At 70.6% G+C, this 15,515-nt stretch carries 16 protein-coding genes; 9 read left to right on the top strand and 7 right to left on the bottom strand.

Annotation, left to right across the window (positions count from 1 at the left end; all coding sequences use genetic code 11):
* Position 1 precedes the first annotated feature (1 nt).
* A complete protein-coding gene (pdxT, locus tag QFZ50_RS04995) occupies positions 2-835 on the bottom strand; it encodes a pyridoxal 5'-phosphate synthase glutaminase subunit PdxT (RefSeq protein ID WP_307082495.1) in 834 nt (277 codons plus the stop codon).
* A gap of 111 nt (positions 836-946) precedes the next feature.
* Here pdxT and QFZ50_RS04990 point away from each other — a divergent pair, with 111 nt between their 5' ends.
* The 4 genes from QFZ50_RS04990 (at position 947) to QFZ50_RS04975 (ending at position 4,236) form a co-directional block, all read left to right on the top strand.
* On the top strand, positions 947-2,218 hold the full coding sequence (locus tag QFZ50_RS04990; RefSeq protein ID WP_307082493.1) for a Mur ligase family protein: 1,272 nt from the start codon (positions 947-949) through the stop codon (positions 2,216-2,218).
* A complete protein-coding gene (locus QFZ50_RS04985) occupies positions 2,218-2,988 on the top strand; it encodes a type 1 glutamine amidotransferase (RefSeq protein WP_307082491.1) in 771 nt (256 codons plus the stop codon). Before QFZ50_RS04990 ends, QFZ50_RS04985 begins: the two co-directional genes overlap by 1 nt.
* 142 nt (positions 2,989-3,130) lie before the next feature.
* Positions 3,131-3,493, top strand: a complete 363-nt coding sequence (locus QFZ50_RS04980; RefSeq protein WP_307082489.1) for a VOC family protein — start codon at positions 3,131-3,133, stop codon at positions 3,491-3,493.
* Positions 3,494-3,657: 164 nt separating this feature from the next.
* Complete coding sequence (locus tag QFZ50_RS04975; RefSeq protein ID WP_307082487.1) at positions 3,658-4,236, top strand: hypothetical protein; 579 nt, start codon at positions 3,658-3,660, stop codon at positions 4,234-4,236.
* A gap of 44 nt (positions 4,237-4,280) precedes the next feature.
* Here the strand turns inward: QFZ50_RS04975 and QFZ50_RS04970 are convergent, their stop codons facing one another.
* From QFZ50_RS04970 to QFZ50_RS04960, 3 genes are all read right to left on the bottom strand, one after another.
* The gene (locus QFZ50_RS04970) at positions 4,281-4,775 is read right to left on the bottom strand and encodes a DUF1990 family protein (protein WP_307082485.1); all 495 of its coding nucleotides are present in this window, start codon (positions 4,773-4,775) and stop codon (positions 4,281-4,283) included.
* 37 nt (positions 4,776-4,812) lie between these two features.
* Positions 4,813-6,000 (bottom strand): GNAT family N-acetyltransferase, encoded by a 1,188-nt coding sequence (locus tag QFZ50_RS04965; protein ID WP_307082483.1) that lies wholly within the window; start codon positions 5,998-6,000, stop codon positions 4,813-4,815.
* Positions 6,001-6,071: 71 nt separating this feature from the next.
* Complete coding sequence (locus tag QFZ50_RS04960; RefSeq protein ID WP_307082482.1) at positions 6,072-7,643, bottom strand: alpha/beta hydrolase domain-containing protein; 1,572 nt, start codon at positions 7,641-7,643, stop codon at positions 6,072-6,074.
* Between the two features lie 208 nt (positions 7,644-7,851).
* Here QFZ50_RS04960 and QFZ50_RS04955 point away from each other — a divergent pair, with 208 nt between their 5' ends.
* The 4 genes from QFZ50_RS04955 (at position 7,852) to QFZ50_RS04940 (ending at position 12,031) form a co-directional block, all read left to right on the top strand.
* Positions 7,852-9,861 carry a M3 family metallopeptidase gene (locus tag QFZ50_RS04955; RefSeq protein ID WP_307082479.1) on the top strand — a complete coding sequence of 670 codons (2,010 nt, stop codon included), beginning with the start codon at positions 7,852-7,854 and terminating at the stop codon, positions 9,859-9,861.
* Positions 9,818-10,600 carry a GNAT family N-acetyltransferase gene (locus QFZ50_RS04950; protein WP_307082477.1) on the top strand — a complete coding sequence of 261 codons (783 nt, stop codon included), beginning with the start codon at positions 9,818-9,820 and terminating at the stop codon, positions 10,598-10,600. The genes QFZ50_RS04955 and QFZ50_RS04950 overlap by 44 nt, the downstream gene beginning before the upstream one ends.
* A gap of 27 nt (positions 10,601-10,627) precedes the next feature.
* On the top strand, positions 10,628-11,128 hold the full coding sequence (locus QFZ50_RS04945; RefSeq protein WP_307082474.1) for a DinB family protein: 501 nt from the start codon (positions 10,628-10,630) through the stop codon (positions 11,126-11,128).
* 93 nt (positions 11,129-11,221) lie between these two features.
* Positions 11,222-12,031 (top strand): MerR family transcriptional regulator, encoded by an 810-nt coding sequence (locus tag QFZ50_RS04940; protein ID WP_307082472.1) that lies wholly within the window; start codon positions 11,222-11,224, stop codon positions 12,029-12,031.
* Between the two features lie 73 nt (positions 12,032-12,104).
* Here QFZ50_RS04940 and pdxS read toward each other — a convergent pair whose 3' ends face one another.
* From pdxS to QFZ50_RS04925, 3 genes are all read right to left on the bottom strand, one after another.
* Positions 12,105-13,019 carry a pyridoxal 5'-phosphate synthase lyase subunit PdxS gene (gene pdxS / locus QFZ50_RS04935; protein WP_307082470.1) on the bottom strand — a complete coding sequence of 305 codons (915 nt, stop codon included), beginning with the start codon at positions 13,017-13,019 and terminating at the stop codon, positions 12,105-12,107.
* Between the two features lie 171 nt (positions 13,020-13,190).
* A complete protein-coding gene (locus QFZ50_RS04930; RefSeq protein WP_307082468.1) occupies positions 13,191-13,889 on the bottom strand; it encodes a hypothetical protein in 699 nt (232 codons plus the stop codon).
* 125 nt (positions 13,890-14,014) lie between these two features.
* A complete protein-coding gene (locus tag QFZ50_RS04925) occupies positions 14,015-14,236 on the bottom strand; it encodes a hypothetical protein (RefSeq protein ID WP_307082465.1) in 222 nt (73 codons plus the stop codon).
* 338 nt (positions 14,237-14,574) lie between these two features.
* On the opposite strand from QFZ50_RS04925, the gene QFZ50_RS04920 reads away from it, so the two are divergent.
* Entirely contained in the window at positions 14,575-15,402 is an 828-nt protein-coding gene (locus QFZ50_RS04920; RefSeq protein ID WP_307082464.1) for a sigma-70 family RNA polymerase sigma factor, read from the top strand.
* The last annotated feature ends 113 nt before the right edge of the window (positions 15,403-15,515 follow it).

Below are 15,515 nucleotides of genomic sequence, written 5' to 3'. Positions count from 1 at the left end.
CTTACGCTTCTCCTCTGATCATCCGGATAAAGAGTTCGTGGACCCGCCGCTCACCCGTGACTTCCGGGTGGAAACTCGTGGCAAGCAGGTTCCCTGAACGCACTGCGACAATTCTAGCGACCGGCTCCAAGTCGGCCCCGGGCCCGCCGGGGGCACTGCCCTGATCACTGCCCGGCACCCCGTCGGACGGCCCTGCCTGGGGCGTCTCGGCGGCGGGCACCTGGGCCAGCACCTCGACGTCGGCACCCACCTTCTCCACCCACGGTGCGCGGATGAAGACGGCCCGCACCGGGTCGTCGCCCGGGACGGGACCGGTGGTCGCGAGTCCGGCGAAGGCGAGGTCCGTCTCGAAGGACTCGCGCTGACGGCCGAAGGCGTTGCGGCGCACCACCATGTCGAGCCCGCCGAACGTCTGCTGGGGGTCGCCGTTCCGGTCGGTCGCCGGGTCCGCGATGACGTCGGACAGCAGGATCATGCCCGCACACGAGCCGTACACCGGCAGTCCGCCCGCGATCAGCTCGCGCAGGGGTCCGGCCAGGCCGAAGGTGCGGGTGAGCTTGTCCATGGTGGTGGATTCGCCGCCGGGCAGGATCAGGCCGTCGATCGCGGCGAGCTCCGCTGCCCGCCGGACGGGCACCGCGCGGCCGCCGAGGGACTCGATGGTCGCGATGTGCTCGCGCACGTCGCCCTGGACGGCGAGCACCCCGACGACGACGTCCCGACCGGTCCGCACCGTGGCAGCGGCGGTCCCGCCGGGCTCCGGGGTGGCGGTCGGAGCGGCGTCGGACGGGGCGCCGGGCACGGAGGACGGCGCCGACGAGGACGAGGAGGTCATACCCCGATTCTAGGCCGTGGGAGCGCTGATGCCGGTGTCGGGCGGGCAGCGTGAGCAGCGCCTCGCCGCCGCGTCCCGGGATGACATGCGCGCCTGCGATAATTTGTAGGCATGAATCCCCTTCCAGTCCTCGTGGGCAAGGCCGTGCGCATCGCCTCCCGCCTGCGCGGCGGCGGCTCCGCCTTCCCCGGCCTCGTGGTCGAACGCCTCGACCCGGGCTTCATGGGCCGCGCGCTGTCCACCCTCCCCCACGGCGTCGTCGTCGTCAGCGGGACGAACGGCAAGACCACCACCACCAAGATGGTGGTGGAACTGCTCGAGGGCCAGGGCCTGAAGGTGTTCACGAACCGCACGGGCAGCAACTTCACGCGCGGGGTCGCGGCGTCCCTGCTGGGCGACGTCGACTGGCGGGGGCGCCTCGACGCCGACGTCGCCGTCCTCGAGCTCGACGAGGCGCACGCCGTGCACTTCGTGAAACTCGTACCACCGCGGTACTCGCTCCTCCTGAACGTCCTCCGTGACCAGCTGGACCGCTTCGGCGAGATCGACGCGACCACGCGCCTGCTGGAGCGCATCGCACTCGCGACGACGGGGACCGTGGTGCTGAACCGCGAGGACCCGCGCGTCGCGGGCCTCGCCGCGTCCATCCCCTCCGCCCGGGTCGCCTACTTCGGCCTCGACGCGTCGCTGCGCAGCACCTTCCCGAACGACGACGAACTGCGCGGCGCCAAGGGCACCGCCCCCGCCTCGGCGCTGCCGGCCGACGTCGTCCTCCGCTCCGTGGACGGCAACGCCGCATCCTTCGAGGTGGACGGCGCCATCACGCACACGGACCTGCGCCTGCGCGGCGTCTACAACATCTTCAACGCCGCGGCCGCACTCGCTGCGGCCCGCGCAGTCCTCGACGGCACCGCCGACACCGCGCGGCTCTTCTCCTCCCTGGCCGCCGTGGAGCCCGCCTTCGGTCGCGGTGAGAGCCTCGTCGTCGACGGCCAGGCCCTCGAACTGGTGCTCGTCAAGAATCCCAGCGGCTTCCGGCTCGGACTGAAGTCCTTCGACGCCGCCGGGTGCGCCACCATGGTCGCGATCAACGACAACTACGCCGACGGGCGCGACATGTCCTGGCTGTGGGACGTCGACTTCGACTCGCTCGGCCTCGGCGGCGTGGACATGGTGAGCGGCGTCCGCGCCTACGACATGGCGCTCCGGCTCACGTACGACGACGTCCGGGTCGGCGCGGTCGAACCGGACATCACGGCGGCACTCCAGCAGTTCATCCGCGGCTCGGAAGGCCGGCCCAAGCGCATCTTCTGCACGTACACGGCCATGCTCGCGGTCCGCCGCGAACTCTCCAAGATCACGAAGGTCGAGGTTGTCTCCTGATGAGCGACGCCCCATCCGCCACCGCCCTCACCGAGGCACCCGCCGATCCCTCGAAGGGCAGCCTGCGCATCCTGCAGCTGTACCCGCGCGAGATGAACATCTACGGCGACTACGGCAACGTGCTCGTCCTCAAGCGCCGCCTCGCGTGGCGCGGCTACGGCGCGGAGATCCTGGAGCACAACACGGGGGACGAGTTCCCGGACGACGTCGACCTCATCGTGGGAGGTGGCGGCCAGGACAGCGGTCAGGTCGTCATCCAGGACGACCTCCAGGCGATCGCCCCGAGGCTGCGCGGACTGGCGGAGGACGGAACCCCGATGCTGCTGATCTGTGGCCTGTACCAGCTGTTCGGCAACGCCTTCCACACCCACGACGGAACGGTCATCCCCGGGATCGGCGTCCTGGACCTGGAGACGCGCGGCGGGACGGAACGCCTGATCGGCAATGTCGTCGCGACCAGCGAGGAATTCGGCGAGATCCACGGCTACGAGAACCACAGTGGCCAGACGTTCCTCGGGAACGGGCTGAAGCCCCTGGCAACGGTGGTGAAGGGCGCGGGGAACAACGCGCAGGAGAAGCACGAGGGCGCCCGGTACCGGAACATCGTGGCGAGCTACCTGCACGGGTCGCTGCTGCCGAAGAACCCGGCGATCGCGGACTTCCTGCTGCGCACCGCCGCCGAGCGGAAGTTCGGTGCGTTCGACGACGGCGGTGTGGACGATTCCCTCGCCGACCTCGCCCGCCGGCACGCCGGGGCCCGGCCGCGGTAGGGACAGCACTCCTGCCCGCACGTCAAGGGGCGCCGTTGTCCCGGCCCGCCGCGGGGTCCTGCCGGTAGCGTTTCGAAGGGACGGGCCCCGCCCGGGGCCCGCCACCCCATCGGACCCCTCACGGGTCCGCGGAAGGAGCGTCATGGCCAAGGGAGTAGCAACCGTCTGGGTGCCCGTCGAGGACATGGGCAGGGCCCTCGCCTTCTATCGGGACACCCTGGGGCTGAGTGTCACCATGGAGCAGGAGGACTGGTCCATGGTGGACGCCGGCGGGTTGACGATCGGCCTCAACGCCCGCGAGAGCGCCCACGGCGGTCGTGGCGGCGGCGCCGTCATCAGTTTCGAGCCCGAGGGCTCCATCGAGGACGAACTGGAGCGCATCTCGTCCCGTGGCGGTGCGTCCATCGAGGGCGACATCAGCGAGTACCCCTGGGGGCGGATCCTGCCTTTCAAGGACAGCGAGGGCAATGACCTCCAACTCTACTCCCCCCCGGCCGAAGGCTGAGCGCCGGCGCCGGGCACCGCCCGGCGCACGCGGCTCCACCGCGCCGGCCGGTCACACTCAATGGCCGGCGCCGGCGCCGGTGAACCGTTGCGGACGAGTAACGGTCATCCCGTATCGCCCTCCGTCCCCTGTCTCCCGGCCCGGAGGCATGGCAGGGTCGGTTCATGGGTGCATCCGGTGCAGGGACTGCAGGGACACGGCCGCGATACGCGGTGCTGGGCGGTGCGGTGCTCGCGGTGATGCTGACCGGCTGTGAGCCGTTCGCCGGGCAGGCCTGCCCGGCCATCGGCTGGGTCAATGCGGTCGAGATCAGGCTCGACGGTTCCGCCGACGACGTCGAGCGGGTCGCGTGGGTGGAACTCTGTGACGACCTCGGCTGCTCCACGCCGGCCGCCCCGCCGGCACCTCCCGACGACAGCCCACCCCCACCGCCGTCCCTCCCCGCGTCATCCGCCCGCCCGGCGCCTGCCCTCCTGACGCCGCCTGCCCTCCCCACGGCGGCCCCGGCGCCACCGCACCAGCCCGAGGAGCCGTACTACTGGGCGGAGCCGGACGGGGAGGGACGCTGGAGGGTGCAGGTCGGCATGTCCACCCCCGACACCGTCACCATCAGGGCCTTCGCGGCGGACTCCGCCGTCCTCGCCGAGGCGACGGTGGACCTGGCCTGGGAGCGGGTCGGAGGGTCGGCAGCGTGTGGCGGACCGATGGCCACCGGAACGCTCGGCCTGGCGATCCGCGGCTAGGCAACCGGACATCCCCACCCCGGCGCGCTGCAGGGGAGGTCCGGCTACTGCCGCAGCGCCCGCAGATACCGCCTGCGCACGATGCGCTGGGCCACGAGGAGCAGCGGGAAGAGCGCCCGCCACGGCTGCGATGACGCGGCGCGGGTGAGTGATCGGACAGTGATGAGCACGGTGTCACCGTCGCGATGCACGATGAACGCCTCCTCCCCGCGCACGGGGTGCCCGGGCCGCGTCCGGTAGGAGAAGCCGATCCTCTCAGGCTGCTCCACGACGGCGACCACCTCGACCGGTTCCGCGACGGTCAGGCCGAGGACCGTCGCGGTCACGGTGAGTCGTTCTCCCGGGACGACCGGCCACGGACTGCTCACGGAGAAGCCGCTGCGGGTCTTCACCGCCCAGCGCAGCACCTCGGATCCGGCCCGCTGCCAGGTCGTGTCGCCGCGGCCGAGGACAGCTGTCATCTCGGACCGGCGGAACGCGCCATCAGTGGGCGGCCACAGCGGCTGATGCGGGGCGGTCGTCGCTTCCCGTCGGCTCACGGGGCGGCCCCTGCGGCGGCTGGGTCGACGCCGACCCTCAGGCACCGGATGCTGCCCATTCGCGGGCGAGCAGGGCGTACTGCACGGTATCGGCCCACGTGTCTCCGCGCGGTGTGCCCTCGACGAACAGGCCCTCGCGCCGCAGTCCCAGCTTCTCGATCGCCCTCACAGAACTCCGGTTGTCCGCGTCCGCGCGGGCGACGACCCGGTGCCAGGCGAGCTCGGAGAACGCGATGTCGAGCAGCGCCCGCCCGGCCTCGAGCGAGTACCCGAGGCCGGAGGTCTCCGGATGCAGGAACATTCCGAGTTCGCCCTGCAGGCCCTCCCCCGCGCGGATCAGGACGGCGTCACCGACCACGCGCTCGGACGCGGACTCCACGACGGCGTAGAAGCGGCGGTCGCCCGGGCGTTCGAGCGACCAGCCGGTGGCCCGTTCTGCCAGCCATCCCGCGTACCTGCCGGGCTCCATGGGCCCGTGCCCGAGGTACCGCGATGCGTGGGCGTCCGACCGGTAGGCCAGAACCGCCTCCTCGTCCCCGGGAAGGAGGCGGCGCAGCAGGAGACGGGGGGTCCGCCTCCCGCCGTGCAGCAGGTCTTCCTCGTCGGCCCCGAGCGACGCGTGGGGTACCTCGTCGCGGTCGTCCTCCGCGCCGATGGCGGGGTCCCGCGGGGACCCGCCGTCGTGCGTGAGCCGGTAGCGGCCACCGGCCAGGGCGTCCTGCACCGCCCGAAGGGTCTCGGCCTCCTCGTGTCCCGTCGAATCGATGGCGTGGCCGTCCAGCACGCCGAGGTCCGCGAACTGGTCCCACAGGGCGAGGATCGGGCCCTCGTCGACGAGCGCGCCGGGATCGGCACGCTGCCGGGCCCGGGCGAGCGCCGTCGGACGGTCGGGGCGCAGCACGACGTACTGCAGTTCCACGCCGGGGTGGTGCCGCAGCGCGCGGCGGTAGTGCCCGAGCATCCACGGCCCCATGATGCCGTCCACCACCACGGTGTACCCGCCGCGTGCGTAAGTGAAGGCGGCCCGGGCGACGGCGTCGACGACGACCTGGTTCTGTGCGTCGGACTCGGCCAGGTAGGGCGGGATGCCGCCGGAGACGATCACGTGCCAGAAATCGTCGGTGTGCAGGTGGACGGCTCGGGGATAGGTGCCCGCCAGCGCCCGCGCGGTCGTCGACTTGCCCGAGCCCGGTGGCCCGGTCAGGACGATCACGCTGCCGCTCATGCCTCCGAATGTAGCGGACGACGGAGGCCCCCGCCGGAACGAGGGCCTCCGCCACGCATGACCGCGCCGGGTCAGGGGATGTCGCTCCGCGCGGCATCCTTCGCCAGCTCGCGGGCGTCGTAGTCCGTCAGGAACCCCTGGCGTTCCAGTGAGCGGGTGCTGTCCTTGACCGCCCTCACGTAGGCGCCGTGATTCCGGTACAGGCCGTCGATCACGTCCTGCGACAGCGGCCGCTCGTATCCCGCGATGAAGCAGAAGGATGCGCCGGTCGCGGTGCCGTACCAGGTGCTGGTCGGCGCGTCGAGGAAGGGCGAGCGCAGGCCTCCCTGCACGTTGCCGAATTCGTCCAGCACCGGTGCGCCGTCACGGACGAGGATCGGCTCGGCGTGCGGGGGTGCGATACCGTCGCGCACCCAGAGGTCCAGGTTCCGGAGCGCCGCGTTGAAGAAGATGGAGCTCGGGAACCTGCTGCGCGGGCCCTCGTTGCAGGACGCCGGCGGTACGGCGCGGCCTGCGGCGATGATGTCCGCGGACGACGCGGAGTACGTCAGCTCGTCCGGCGTCGCGTGCCCGGCCCCCGCCATCTCGTAGTGGCGGTACTGGTCACCGGGGGCATCGCTGTCCGCGCGGCGCGAGCCGATGCCGAGCAGGTAGTCGGACTGCGACATCAGCCGCATGATCGGCACGCCGACGTCCTTGAACTGGCGCCGCGCGTCCGTGGCAGGCGGCGCCGGCTCGCACTGGTTCATCGGGTACGCGCCGGCGAAGGCGCCGCCGGCGACGGCGACGATGTACGCGTCGTAGACCGGCGCGCCGTCCGACTCGACGACACGCGGGTGCACGCCGTTGATGTAGTCGACGAGGTAGCCGCCCGTCTGGGAGTAGCCGAACCCGTAGGCGTGCTCCACCTTCGTGGTCCGGGATCCGTAACGCAGCGGGTTGGCGTCGTCGTCGCTCTTCAGCCACGCCCCGACCTGGGAGTAGATGTCCCAGATGAGGCCGTTCTCGGTGCTCCTCGAGGAATCGGACGCCACCGTGGCACAGTTGGCCGGGTCGCTCAGCGGGAGCGGATTCGCGAACGACAGCGACGCGTACCGCTCGGGGTCGAAGTTCTTGAGCGCCTCGACGGCGATCGGCTTGGCGGTGATCCCCACCCAGGCATCGCCGTTGGCGACGATCTGCTCCTGGGCCACGGCCCACCCGATGTTGAGGTCGAACAGGTTGCTCGGGTTGAGCATCTCGACCACCACGTTGCCGCTGAACTCCCTGCCCTTCGCGGGCTTCCGGACGAGCACGCGGGTGGTGTACGGCGCGTCGGGGGTGCGGATCTGGGCAGGGCCCTGGGTGGGCCAGGTGTAGACGTTGGAGGTACCGCTGACCAGGTACTCCTCCTCCACGTAGCCGAGGTCCCCGAGGTCCTGCGGGACTTCCTGGTGATCCGCGGCACCGAAGGGGTAGGACTCGGCCGAGGAGTCCAGCGGTCCCTCGACGGCTGGGATCGGCGTCGTCCCGTCCGGCGCCGCCGCGGCGACGGGTGCCTCCGGGGGTGGAGCCTTCGCTGCAGCCGGGCCGGCGGACACGCCGAGGCCGGCGACGACGAGGGACAACGACAGCAGGACGGATGTTCGGGAACGCATGCTCATGAGCTCTCCTTGTCGTGACCGGGCCGCGCTGCCCGGCATGCTCCGCGGCACACCGGCGTCGGTGCCGTGTGCCCCTGCCTGACACCGGTTCCCGAGACGGGACCCCCACGATCATCAGGCAGCGAGGCATTTTCGACCCTAGGTAGCGTTCAGCGGACGGGTCAAGGGTGGTGCGGGAAAGTGCAACAACGTGCAAAAGTTGGTTCTCATGAGCAACCCTTTCCTCGCACCGAGCACCCTCGACTACCAGCTGCCGCCGTTCGCCGCCATCCGGGACGAGCACTACCTGCCCGCCTTCGACGCAGGGTTCGCCGAACACCTCGCCGAGATCGGGAGCATCACGGGGTCCGACGATGCGCCGACGTTCGAGAACACGCTCGTCGCCCTCGAGCGCGCAGGGAGCACCCTCGACCGCGTGTCCCGCGTCTTCTTCAGCAACTCGGTCAGCCACGCCACCCCCGCCATCCAGGAGCTCGAGCAGCAGGTCGCTCCGCGCCTCGCCGAGCACGAGGACAACATCAAGCTCAACCGGGCCCTGTTCGAGCGGATCCGCCAAGTGCCGCTCGACGGCCTCGACGACGAGTCGGCGCGCCTCGTCGAGGAACTGCTCCGCAGTTTCGTGAGCGCGGGTGCGGAGCTCGACGACGACGCCCAGGCCACGCTCCGCCGGCTCAACTCGGAACTCTCGGCGCTCAGCACCGAGTTCTCGCAGAAGCTCATGAAGGACACCAACGATTCGGCATTGCTGCTCGACACCGCGGAGGAGCTCGACGGGCTGTCCGCCGACGCGATCTCCGCCGCGGCCTCCGCGGCCGCCGACGCCGGTCATGAGGGCAAGTACCTCCTGACGCTCATCCTCCCCACCGCGCAGCCGGCCCTGGAGTCGCTCACCGACCGGGACGTCCGCCGTCGCCTGCACGAGGCATCGGTGAACCGCGGCGCCCGTGGGAACGACGCCGACACGTTGGCGATCGCCACCCGCATGGCGACCCTGCGCGCCGAACGCGCCGCCCTCCTCGGTTTCGATACGCACGCCGCCGCCGCGACCGACAGCCAGACCGCGCCGTCCCTCGAGGCGATCATGGACCGCATGCGGGAACTCGCCGCGCCCGCCGTCCGCAACGCACGCGCCGAGGCGGCCGAGCTGGAGGCCGAAGCGGGCCACCCGATCGAGCCCTGGGACTGGGCGTACTACGCGTCGAAGGTCAGGAAGGCCAAGTTCGACGTCGACCTGGACGCCCTGCGCCCCTACTTCGAACTCGAGGCCGTCCTCCGGGACGGTGTCTTCTACGCGGCGAACCGCCTCTACGGCCTGACGTTCACCGAGCGTCCCGACCTCGTGGGCTACCACCCCGACGTCCGCGTGTGGGAGGTCTTCAACGAGGACGGCTCGGGGCTCGGCCTGTTCCTCGGCGACTTCTACACCCGCGACACCAAGAGCGGCGGCGCCTGGATGAACTCCTTCGTGGACCAGTCCTCGCTCCAGGGCACGCGCGCCGTCGTCATCAACAACCTCAACATCTCGAAGCCGGGAGCGGGCGAGCCGACGCTGCTCTCCTACGACCAGGTCGTCACGACGTTCCACGAATTCGGCCACGCGCTCCACGGCCTGTTCTCCGACGTGACCTATCCGATGTTCGCCGGGACGTCCGTTCCGCGCGACTTCGTCGAGTACCCCTCGCAGGTCAACGAGATGTGGATCCTGTGGCCCGAGGTCGTCGCGCACTACGCGCACCACCACGAGACCGGGGAGGCGCTCCCCCAGGACGTCATCGACCGCATCCACGCGGCAGGCGCCTGGGGCGAGGGCTTCGAGACGACCGCCTACCTCGGTGCCACGCTGCTCGACCTCGCGTGGCATTCCATCCCAGCGGGCACGGTCATCGAGGACCCGCTGGCGTTCGAGGCGGCGGCGCTCGCGGAAGCGGGCATCGACTTCGCACCCGTGCCGCCCCGCTACCGCACCTCGTACTTCAAGCACATCTTCGCGGGCGGCTACGCCGCCTCCTACTACGCCTACATCTGGAGCGAGATGCTCGACGCCGACACCGTCGAGTGGTTCAAGTCCTCCGGCGGCCTGACACGCGAGAACGGCGATCATTTCCGGCGCGAACTGCTCTCGCGGGGCAACAGCATCGACCCGCTGGAGGCCTTCCGCCGGTTCCGTGGGCGCGATGCGGACCTCCATCCGCTGCTCGTGCGCCGCGGCCTCGCGTGAGCCCGATCCGGGGCGGCACCGGATGGTGACGATCGCCCAGTGCCAGCGGCTCCAGGCCGCCTGGTACGCGGCGCTGGCGGCCGCCACGGGCGGGAGGACCTTCTCCACGCACGGCTGCACCTGGGTGTGGCTGCCCGCCCGGCGGGAACTGATGATGATGTTCCCCCAGACCGTCAGCGCCCATGCCGTGCGCCCGGCACTGGCCGAGGGTATGCGGCTCGGCGCCACATCCGTCCGGGTGTGGCTGAACAGCGCGGTGAACGCCGTCGAACTCGATGCCCTCGGGTTCGAACCGAGCTGGCAGCCGTGGTGGATGACCGCGCCGGTCGCCGACGTCGTCCGCTCCGGGGACGACGCCGCGGCCCTCACCATCGAGGTGCCCGACTACACGGGGCCGCTCGAGCAGGAACTGCGGGTGGTCCGGTCGGAGCCGCGGCAGGCCTGGCACGCCGTGACCCGCGACGTGACGGGTGGCAACATCTCGGGCGCCGGGTACTCGTTCCACCCCTCCGGTGTCGCCGGGCTGCGGCAGCTCGGCGGGATCCACCACCTCGAGGTGCTGCCCGCCTACCAGCGCCGTGGGCTCGCCACCGCGTTGCTGAGCGCGACCGCACGGGCTGCGGGCGAAGCAGGCGCCGTGCACCTCGTGGTGAATGCCACGCCGCAGGGGTACGAATTCCTCTCTCGTCGCGGTTTCGCCCTGCTCGGCCGCGGCAGGACGTACTCCCTCGGGCTCTGAGGCTGCACGGGTCGCTACTGTGGTCGCATGACGACTCCCCCGCGCCCGCTCCCTCCCCTGGCCGAGGACGAGAGGACCACGCTGGAGGGGTTCCTGGATTACCTCCGGGGAACGGTGGTCCTCAAGGCCCGGGGGCTCGGCGACGCCGACGGTGCCCGGCATCTGGTGCCCTCGCCGACATCCGTCTCCGGGATCGTCCGCCATCTCGCCCAGGTGGAGCGGAGCTGGTTCCACGACGACGTCGACGGTGACGTCGACGGCCCGTGGGCGAGGTCCCGGCGGGACCGCGGATGGGAGTTCGGGGTGAGGGCCGAGGACAGCCTCGAGGACATCGTGCGCGACTACGAGGCGGCGTGCGCCGAGTCGCGGGAGGTGCTGTCCCGGCACGGGCTCGACGACCCGTGCCTCGGTACGTCGAAGGAACACAACGTGCGGTGGGTGATGGTGCACATGATCGAGGAGACGGCACGCCACTGCGGCCACCTGGACATCCTCCGGGAGATGCTCGACGGCACGACGGGGCAGTAGGCCCAGGTGCGCTTGACCCTGCCCCAGGGGCCGGCCGCAGGATCGGGACGTGGCGCAATCGCCACCGGCATCGAGGAGGTGACAGTGGCGCTGATGAGCAGTGGGAGCTTCGCCCGCCGCACGCGGCTGAGCAGCAAGGCCCTCCGGCTGTACGCCGGGAACGGCCTGCTGGCGCCCGCGCACGTTGACCCCGGCAATGGCTATCGGTACTACGACGACGGCCAGATCGCCGACGCACGCCTGATCATCCTGCTGCGCGGCCTCGACATGCCGCTCGGGGAGATCGCGCATGTGCTCGCGGCGGCGGCCGACGAACGGCCGGGACTCGTCGCCGCGTACCGGGACGGGGTCGAGGCGACACAGCTCGCGCAGCGGCACCTGGCCTCCTACGTGATGTCGCATCTCACCCGAGGAGAGGACCGACCGATGAATGTGACGACCAGGTCATGCGACGCCATGACGTACGTGACGGAGAAGAGGCGCGTGGACCCGGCGGGCATACCGGACTTCATCCGGTCGTCCTGCGCACGCCTGGCGCCCGTGGCGGAGCGGCTCGGCGGCTGGGCCGGACCGCTGACGACCATCTACCGGAGTCCGGTCAACGACGACACCGACGGCGTCGTCGAGAACGCGATCCCGGTGCGCAGCGGCGTCCGGCCGGCCGACGTGACAGCGCCCACGAGCATCCTGGTCGAGCCCGCCGGCGAACTGGCCTACGCGCGGATCACCCAGGCGCAGGTGCAGTACCCGCAGATCCTGCAGGCCTACGACGAGGTGTACGCGTGGCTGGCTCGCGAGGGGCTGACGCCCTCGCTGCCGCCGCGCGAGATCTACTTCGCCCCGTTCGACGATGCGCACCCCGAGGCCGAGGTGTGCGACATCGCCGTCCCGTTCCACCGATAGGACGCGACCGGCGGAACGACGGAAGGACCGCAACCCGAGGGCTGCGGTCCTTCCGTCGGCGGATCCGGTGCTGCTACCAGCCGCGCTCGGCGAGGCGGTGGGGCTGCGGGATCTCGTCGACATTGATGCCGACCATGGCCTCGCCCAGGCCGCGGGACACCTTGGCGATCATGTCCGGATCGTCGTGGAACGTCGTCGCCTGGACGATCGCGTTCGCGCGCTCGGCGGGGTTGCCGGACTTGAAGATGCCGGAGCCGACGAAGACGCCGTCCGCACCGAGCTGCATCATCATGGCGGCGTCCGCCGGCGTCGCGATGCCGCCCGCGGTGAAGAGGACCACGGGCAGGCGGCCGGCGGAGGCCACCTCCTTCACGAGTTCGTACGGCGCCTGGAGCTCCTTGGCGGCGACGTACAGCTCGTCCTCGGCCATGGAGGACAGCCGGTTGATCTCCGAGCGGATCTTGCGCATGTGCATCGTCGCGTTCGAGACGTCACCGGTGCCCGCCTCGCCCTTCGAGCGGATCATCGCCGCGCCCTCGTTGATGCGCCGCAGCGCCTCGCCGAGATTGGTGGCACCGCAGACGAAGGGGACGGTGAACTTCCACTTGTCGATGTGGTTGGTGAAGTCGGCGGGCGTGAGGACCTCGGACTCGTCGATGTAGTCCACGCCGAGGGACTGAAGGACCTGCGCCTCGACGAAGTGGCCGATCCGCGCCTTGGCCATGACCGGGATGGACACGGTCTCGATGATGCTGTCGATCATGTCGGGGTCGCTCATGCGTGACACCCCGCCCTGGGCCCGGATGTCGGCGGGGACCCGCTCGAGCGCCATTACGGCTACAGCACCGGCGTCCTCGGCGATGCGTGCCTGCTCGGCGGTGACGACATCCATGATGACGCCGCCCTTGAGCATCTCGGCCATGCCCCGCTTGACCCGGTTGCCGCCGGTCTGCGCTGTGGTTGCCGAACGGTCTTCAACGGTGGACACGATTTGCCCCTAAAGGTAGATAAAAGCTGACCCTCCATGATACGTCGCAGCGCGGCCCCGTCCTGATCGCCTCCCGCGCAGCGTCACCGGCCGTCACGCGCCGTCACCACGTCGTCGTTACGCACCGTTGCCAGGTCGTCGCCTCGTCGCCAGGTCGTCGCCTTGCCGTCGTCACTCACTGCCGTCGTCACTCACTGCCGTCGCCTCGTCGTCGTCCGGCCGAGCGGCCTCCTGCCCCTGCGCGTCTTGCTGGCCCTGCCACAACGGCTCCGAGGCGGCGCCGGCCGCGATCAGGGGTGCGACGTCGACCACCGTCAGCGTCTCGCCGATCCCCCGTTCCTCCCATTCGAAACCCACGAGCATCGTGGCGGGAGGTGGAGTCGGCCAGAGCCAGTAGTAGCGGGCCCAGGAGTCCATGTCGACGACGGGCCGCGAGAGTCCCTCGATGACGGGGCCCTCGACGAGGTCCTCCATGGACCCGACACGAGCCCACGGCGACTCGTCCTGCGTCGTGACCTTCCGTCCGTCGCTGAAGGCGACACCCCACCGGAGGCCACCGGGCTTCAAGCGTTCGTCCAGATGGCCCCTGCCGTGGGCGCGCTCGAGATAGGAGAAGATGCGGTGCCGAGCCTGCCGACCGGTCTCGCGCACGCGCACCAGGAGTTCCACCGCCAGGCCCTCCTGATAGCATCGGGCGGCACCGAGGGAGACGACGGTGGTCGTGGATCGGCCGATCTCCACCCCGAGGAGCACGGAGCCGTACTTCTCGTGCCAGGGCGGCCCTGTCCATGCCGGCGTCTCGAACGGCGGAAGGCGATCGTCGTCGTCGAAAGGGCGAGCCTGCTGCTCCTCGAAGAACGGCGTCGGCATCGGTTTCCCCTCCTGGCTGTCGGTAGGTCTCCAAGGCTAGGCGACACCCCCGCGCCGCACCATGGCGCGAACAGCCGCTCGCATCGACCGGGCCACGGTCCGCGGCGTCCCCGGGGCGACGGGGATCAGTACGTCCACCGATGCGCCGTCGGAGGCCTTGCAGTGGCCGATTCCCGGCGCTCGAGTTCGTCCAGCACCCGGTCCAGGCCGTCCGACCAGGGCGAGGAGTAGACCCGCCCGCCGGGTCCTGGTCTGTACGGAGGCACAGCCCCGCGTTGCAGCAGCATCAGGTCCTGCTCGGAGACGATGTGCAGGTCGACCGGCAGCCACCCGGCGTGATGAGTCATGGTGTGTCCTTCCGATGTCGTCGTCCGCTGCTGGTTAGACGGGCCGGAATGAGCCGATTCATCGGGCCGCCCGTCGGGTGCGCCCGCACCGTCCGGAGCGGCCCCGCAGGCTCGGACATGACCGCCCGCCGTCGGCTCCGACGAGCTGTAATCCGCAGGTGCAGGCGCACACCGCAGCATGTAAGCAGCTGAAGCTCAGCCTTTGAGCAGGATTGCCTCAGTGCTCCGCTCCTGCGAAACCCCGCTGATAGCTTCAAAGCGACATCCTGCCGCCGCGGCAGACCCTTGCCGGACACCAGCGGACAGCGATGCCACCGAAGCAGCTGGGGAGCTTGCTCATGTACTCACGCGACCGCGAAAAACTCATTGTCGACAACCTGCCTCTGGTCGGATATCTCGTCTCCGCCCTGTGTGCCCGCGCCACGCACCTCTCGAGGGATGACCTCGCGTCGGTGGGTGCGATCGCGCTCATCACATCGGCGGATTCGTTCGACCCCACACTCGGCGTGCCCTTCGGCGCCTACGCACGGCGCCGCATCACCGGCGCGTTCGCGGACGAGATGCGGTCCAACGACTGGGCGCCCCGATCCGTCCGGCGCCGTATCGGCGAGACACTGGCGGCGCAGGACGCGCTGGCGGCGTCGCTCGGACGCACCCCGACCGTCGACGAGCTCTCGATGACACTCGGTGTCAGCCGCCAGGAGGTCCATGCGGCGCTCGACGACGCCGGCCGTTCCGTGCAGACACTCGACGAAACCGTGCTGGACATCGTTCCTGCCGCTGCCGATCAGCTGCCCGAGGCCTCGCTGCTCGCCGACGAGCAGGTGCGCCACCTGCGGACGGCGGTCACCCATCTCCCGGCGCGCATGCGCCACATCATCGAGCAGGTCTTCTTCGAGGGCCGGTCCGTGACCGAGGTCGCGGTGGAGCTCGGCACCACGCACTCGGCCGTGTCGCAGCAGAAGTCGGAGGCCTTGCGGCTGCTGCAGGACGGACTCGCGACCCACTACGCAGACGCCGCGGAGACCCCCTCCGCGCCGGTGTCCAGGATCTCGCCGAAGCGTCGCGCTGAGTACCTCTCCGCCCTCGGTACCGCGCTCAGTCCCCTGCGCGAGACCACGGTGTCGCTCACCACGGCCCGCGCGGCCTTCGCCTCCGCGTCCTGAGCCACGGCCCGCAGTACCGGCTGCACTGATCCGCCGGCGATCGCTGTCGGGTAGAGCAACCGGCAGAACGGCAGACCGTCGGTGAGGCGGTCGGTCACGACCAACCAGGCCGG

This window comes from Arthrobacter agilis (genome assembly GCF_030816075.1).
In the GTDB taxonomy this organism is placed as follows: Bacteria; Actinomycetota; Actinomycetes; order Actinomycetales; family Micrococcaceae; genus Arthrobacter_D; species Arthrobacter_D agilis_E.
Note: the sequence above shows the minus strand (reverse complement) of the source record. Positions and strands in the feature narration are given on the sequence as shown.

Bases quoted from the DNA above. Each gene is read 5' to 3' on its own strand.
- pdxT (WP_307082495.1), bottom strand. From the start codon at position 835: ATGACCTCCTCGTCCTCGTCGGCGCCGTCCTCCGTGCCCGGCGCCCCG.
- QFZ50_RS04990 (WP_307082493.1), top strand. From the start codon at position 947: ATGAATCCCCTTCCAGTCCTCGTGGGCAAGGCCGTGCGCATCGCCTCC.
- QFZ50_RS04985 (WP_307082491.1), top strand. From the start codon at position 2,218: ATGAGCGACGCCCCATCCGCCACCGCCCTCACCGAGGCACCCGCCGAT.
- QFZ50_RS04980 (WP_307082489.1), top strand. From the start codon at position 3,131: ATGGCCAAGGGAGTAGCAACCGTCTGGGTGCCCGTCGAGGACATGGGC.
- QFZ50_RS04975 (WP_307082487.1), top strand. From the start codon at position 3,658: ATGGGTGCATCCGGTGCAGGGACTGCAGGGACACGGCCGCGATACGCG.
- QFZ50_RS04965 (WP_307082483.1), bottom strand. From the start codon at position 6,000: ATGAGCGGCAGCGTGATCGTCCTGACCGGGCCACCGGGCTCGGGCAAG.
- QFZ50_RS04960 (WP_307082482.1), bottom strand. From the start codon at position 7,643: ATGAGCATGCGTTCCCGAACATCCGTCCTGCTGTCGTTGTCCCTCGTC.
- QFZ50_RS04955 (WP_307082479.1), top strand. From the start codon at position 7,852: ATGAGCAACCCTTTCCTCGCACCGAGCACCCTCGACTACCAGCTGCCG.
- QFZ50_RS04950 (WP_307082477.1), top strand. From the start codon at position 9,818: ATGCGGACCTCCATCCGCTGCTCGTGCGCCGCGGCCTCGCGTGAGCCC.
- QFZ50_RS04945 (WP_307082474.1), top strand. From the start codon at position 10,628: ATGACGACTCCCCCGCGCCCGCTCCCTCCCCTGGCCGAGGACGAGAGG.
- QFZ50_RS04940 (WP_307082472.1), top strand. From the start codon at position 11,222: ATGAGCAGTGGGAGCTTCGCCCGCCGCACGCGGCTGAGCAGCAAGGCC.
- QFZ50_RS04930 (WP_307082468.1), bottom strand. From the start codon at position 13,889: ATGCCGACGCCGTTCTTCGAGGAGCAGCAGGCTCGCCCTTTCGACGAC.
- QFZ50_RS04925 (WP_307082465.1), bottom strand. From the start codon at position 14,236: ATGACTCATCACGCCGGGTGGCTGCCGGTCGACCTGCACATCGTCTCC.
- QFZ50_RS04920 (WP_307082464.1), top strand. From the start codon at position 14,575: ATGTACTCACGCGACCGCGAAAAACTCATTGTCGACAACCTGCCTCTG.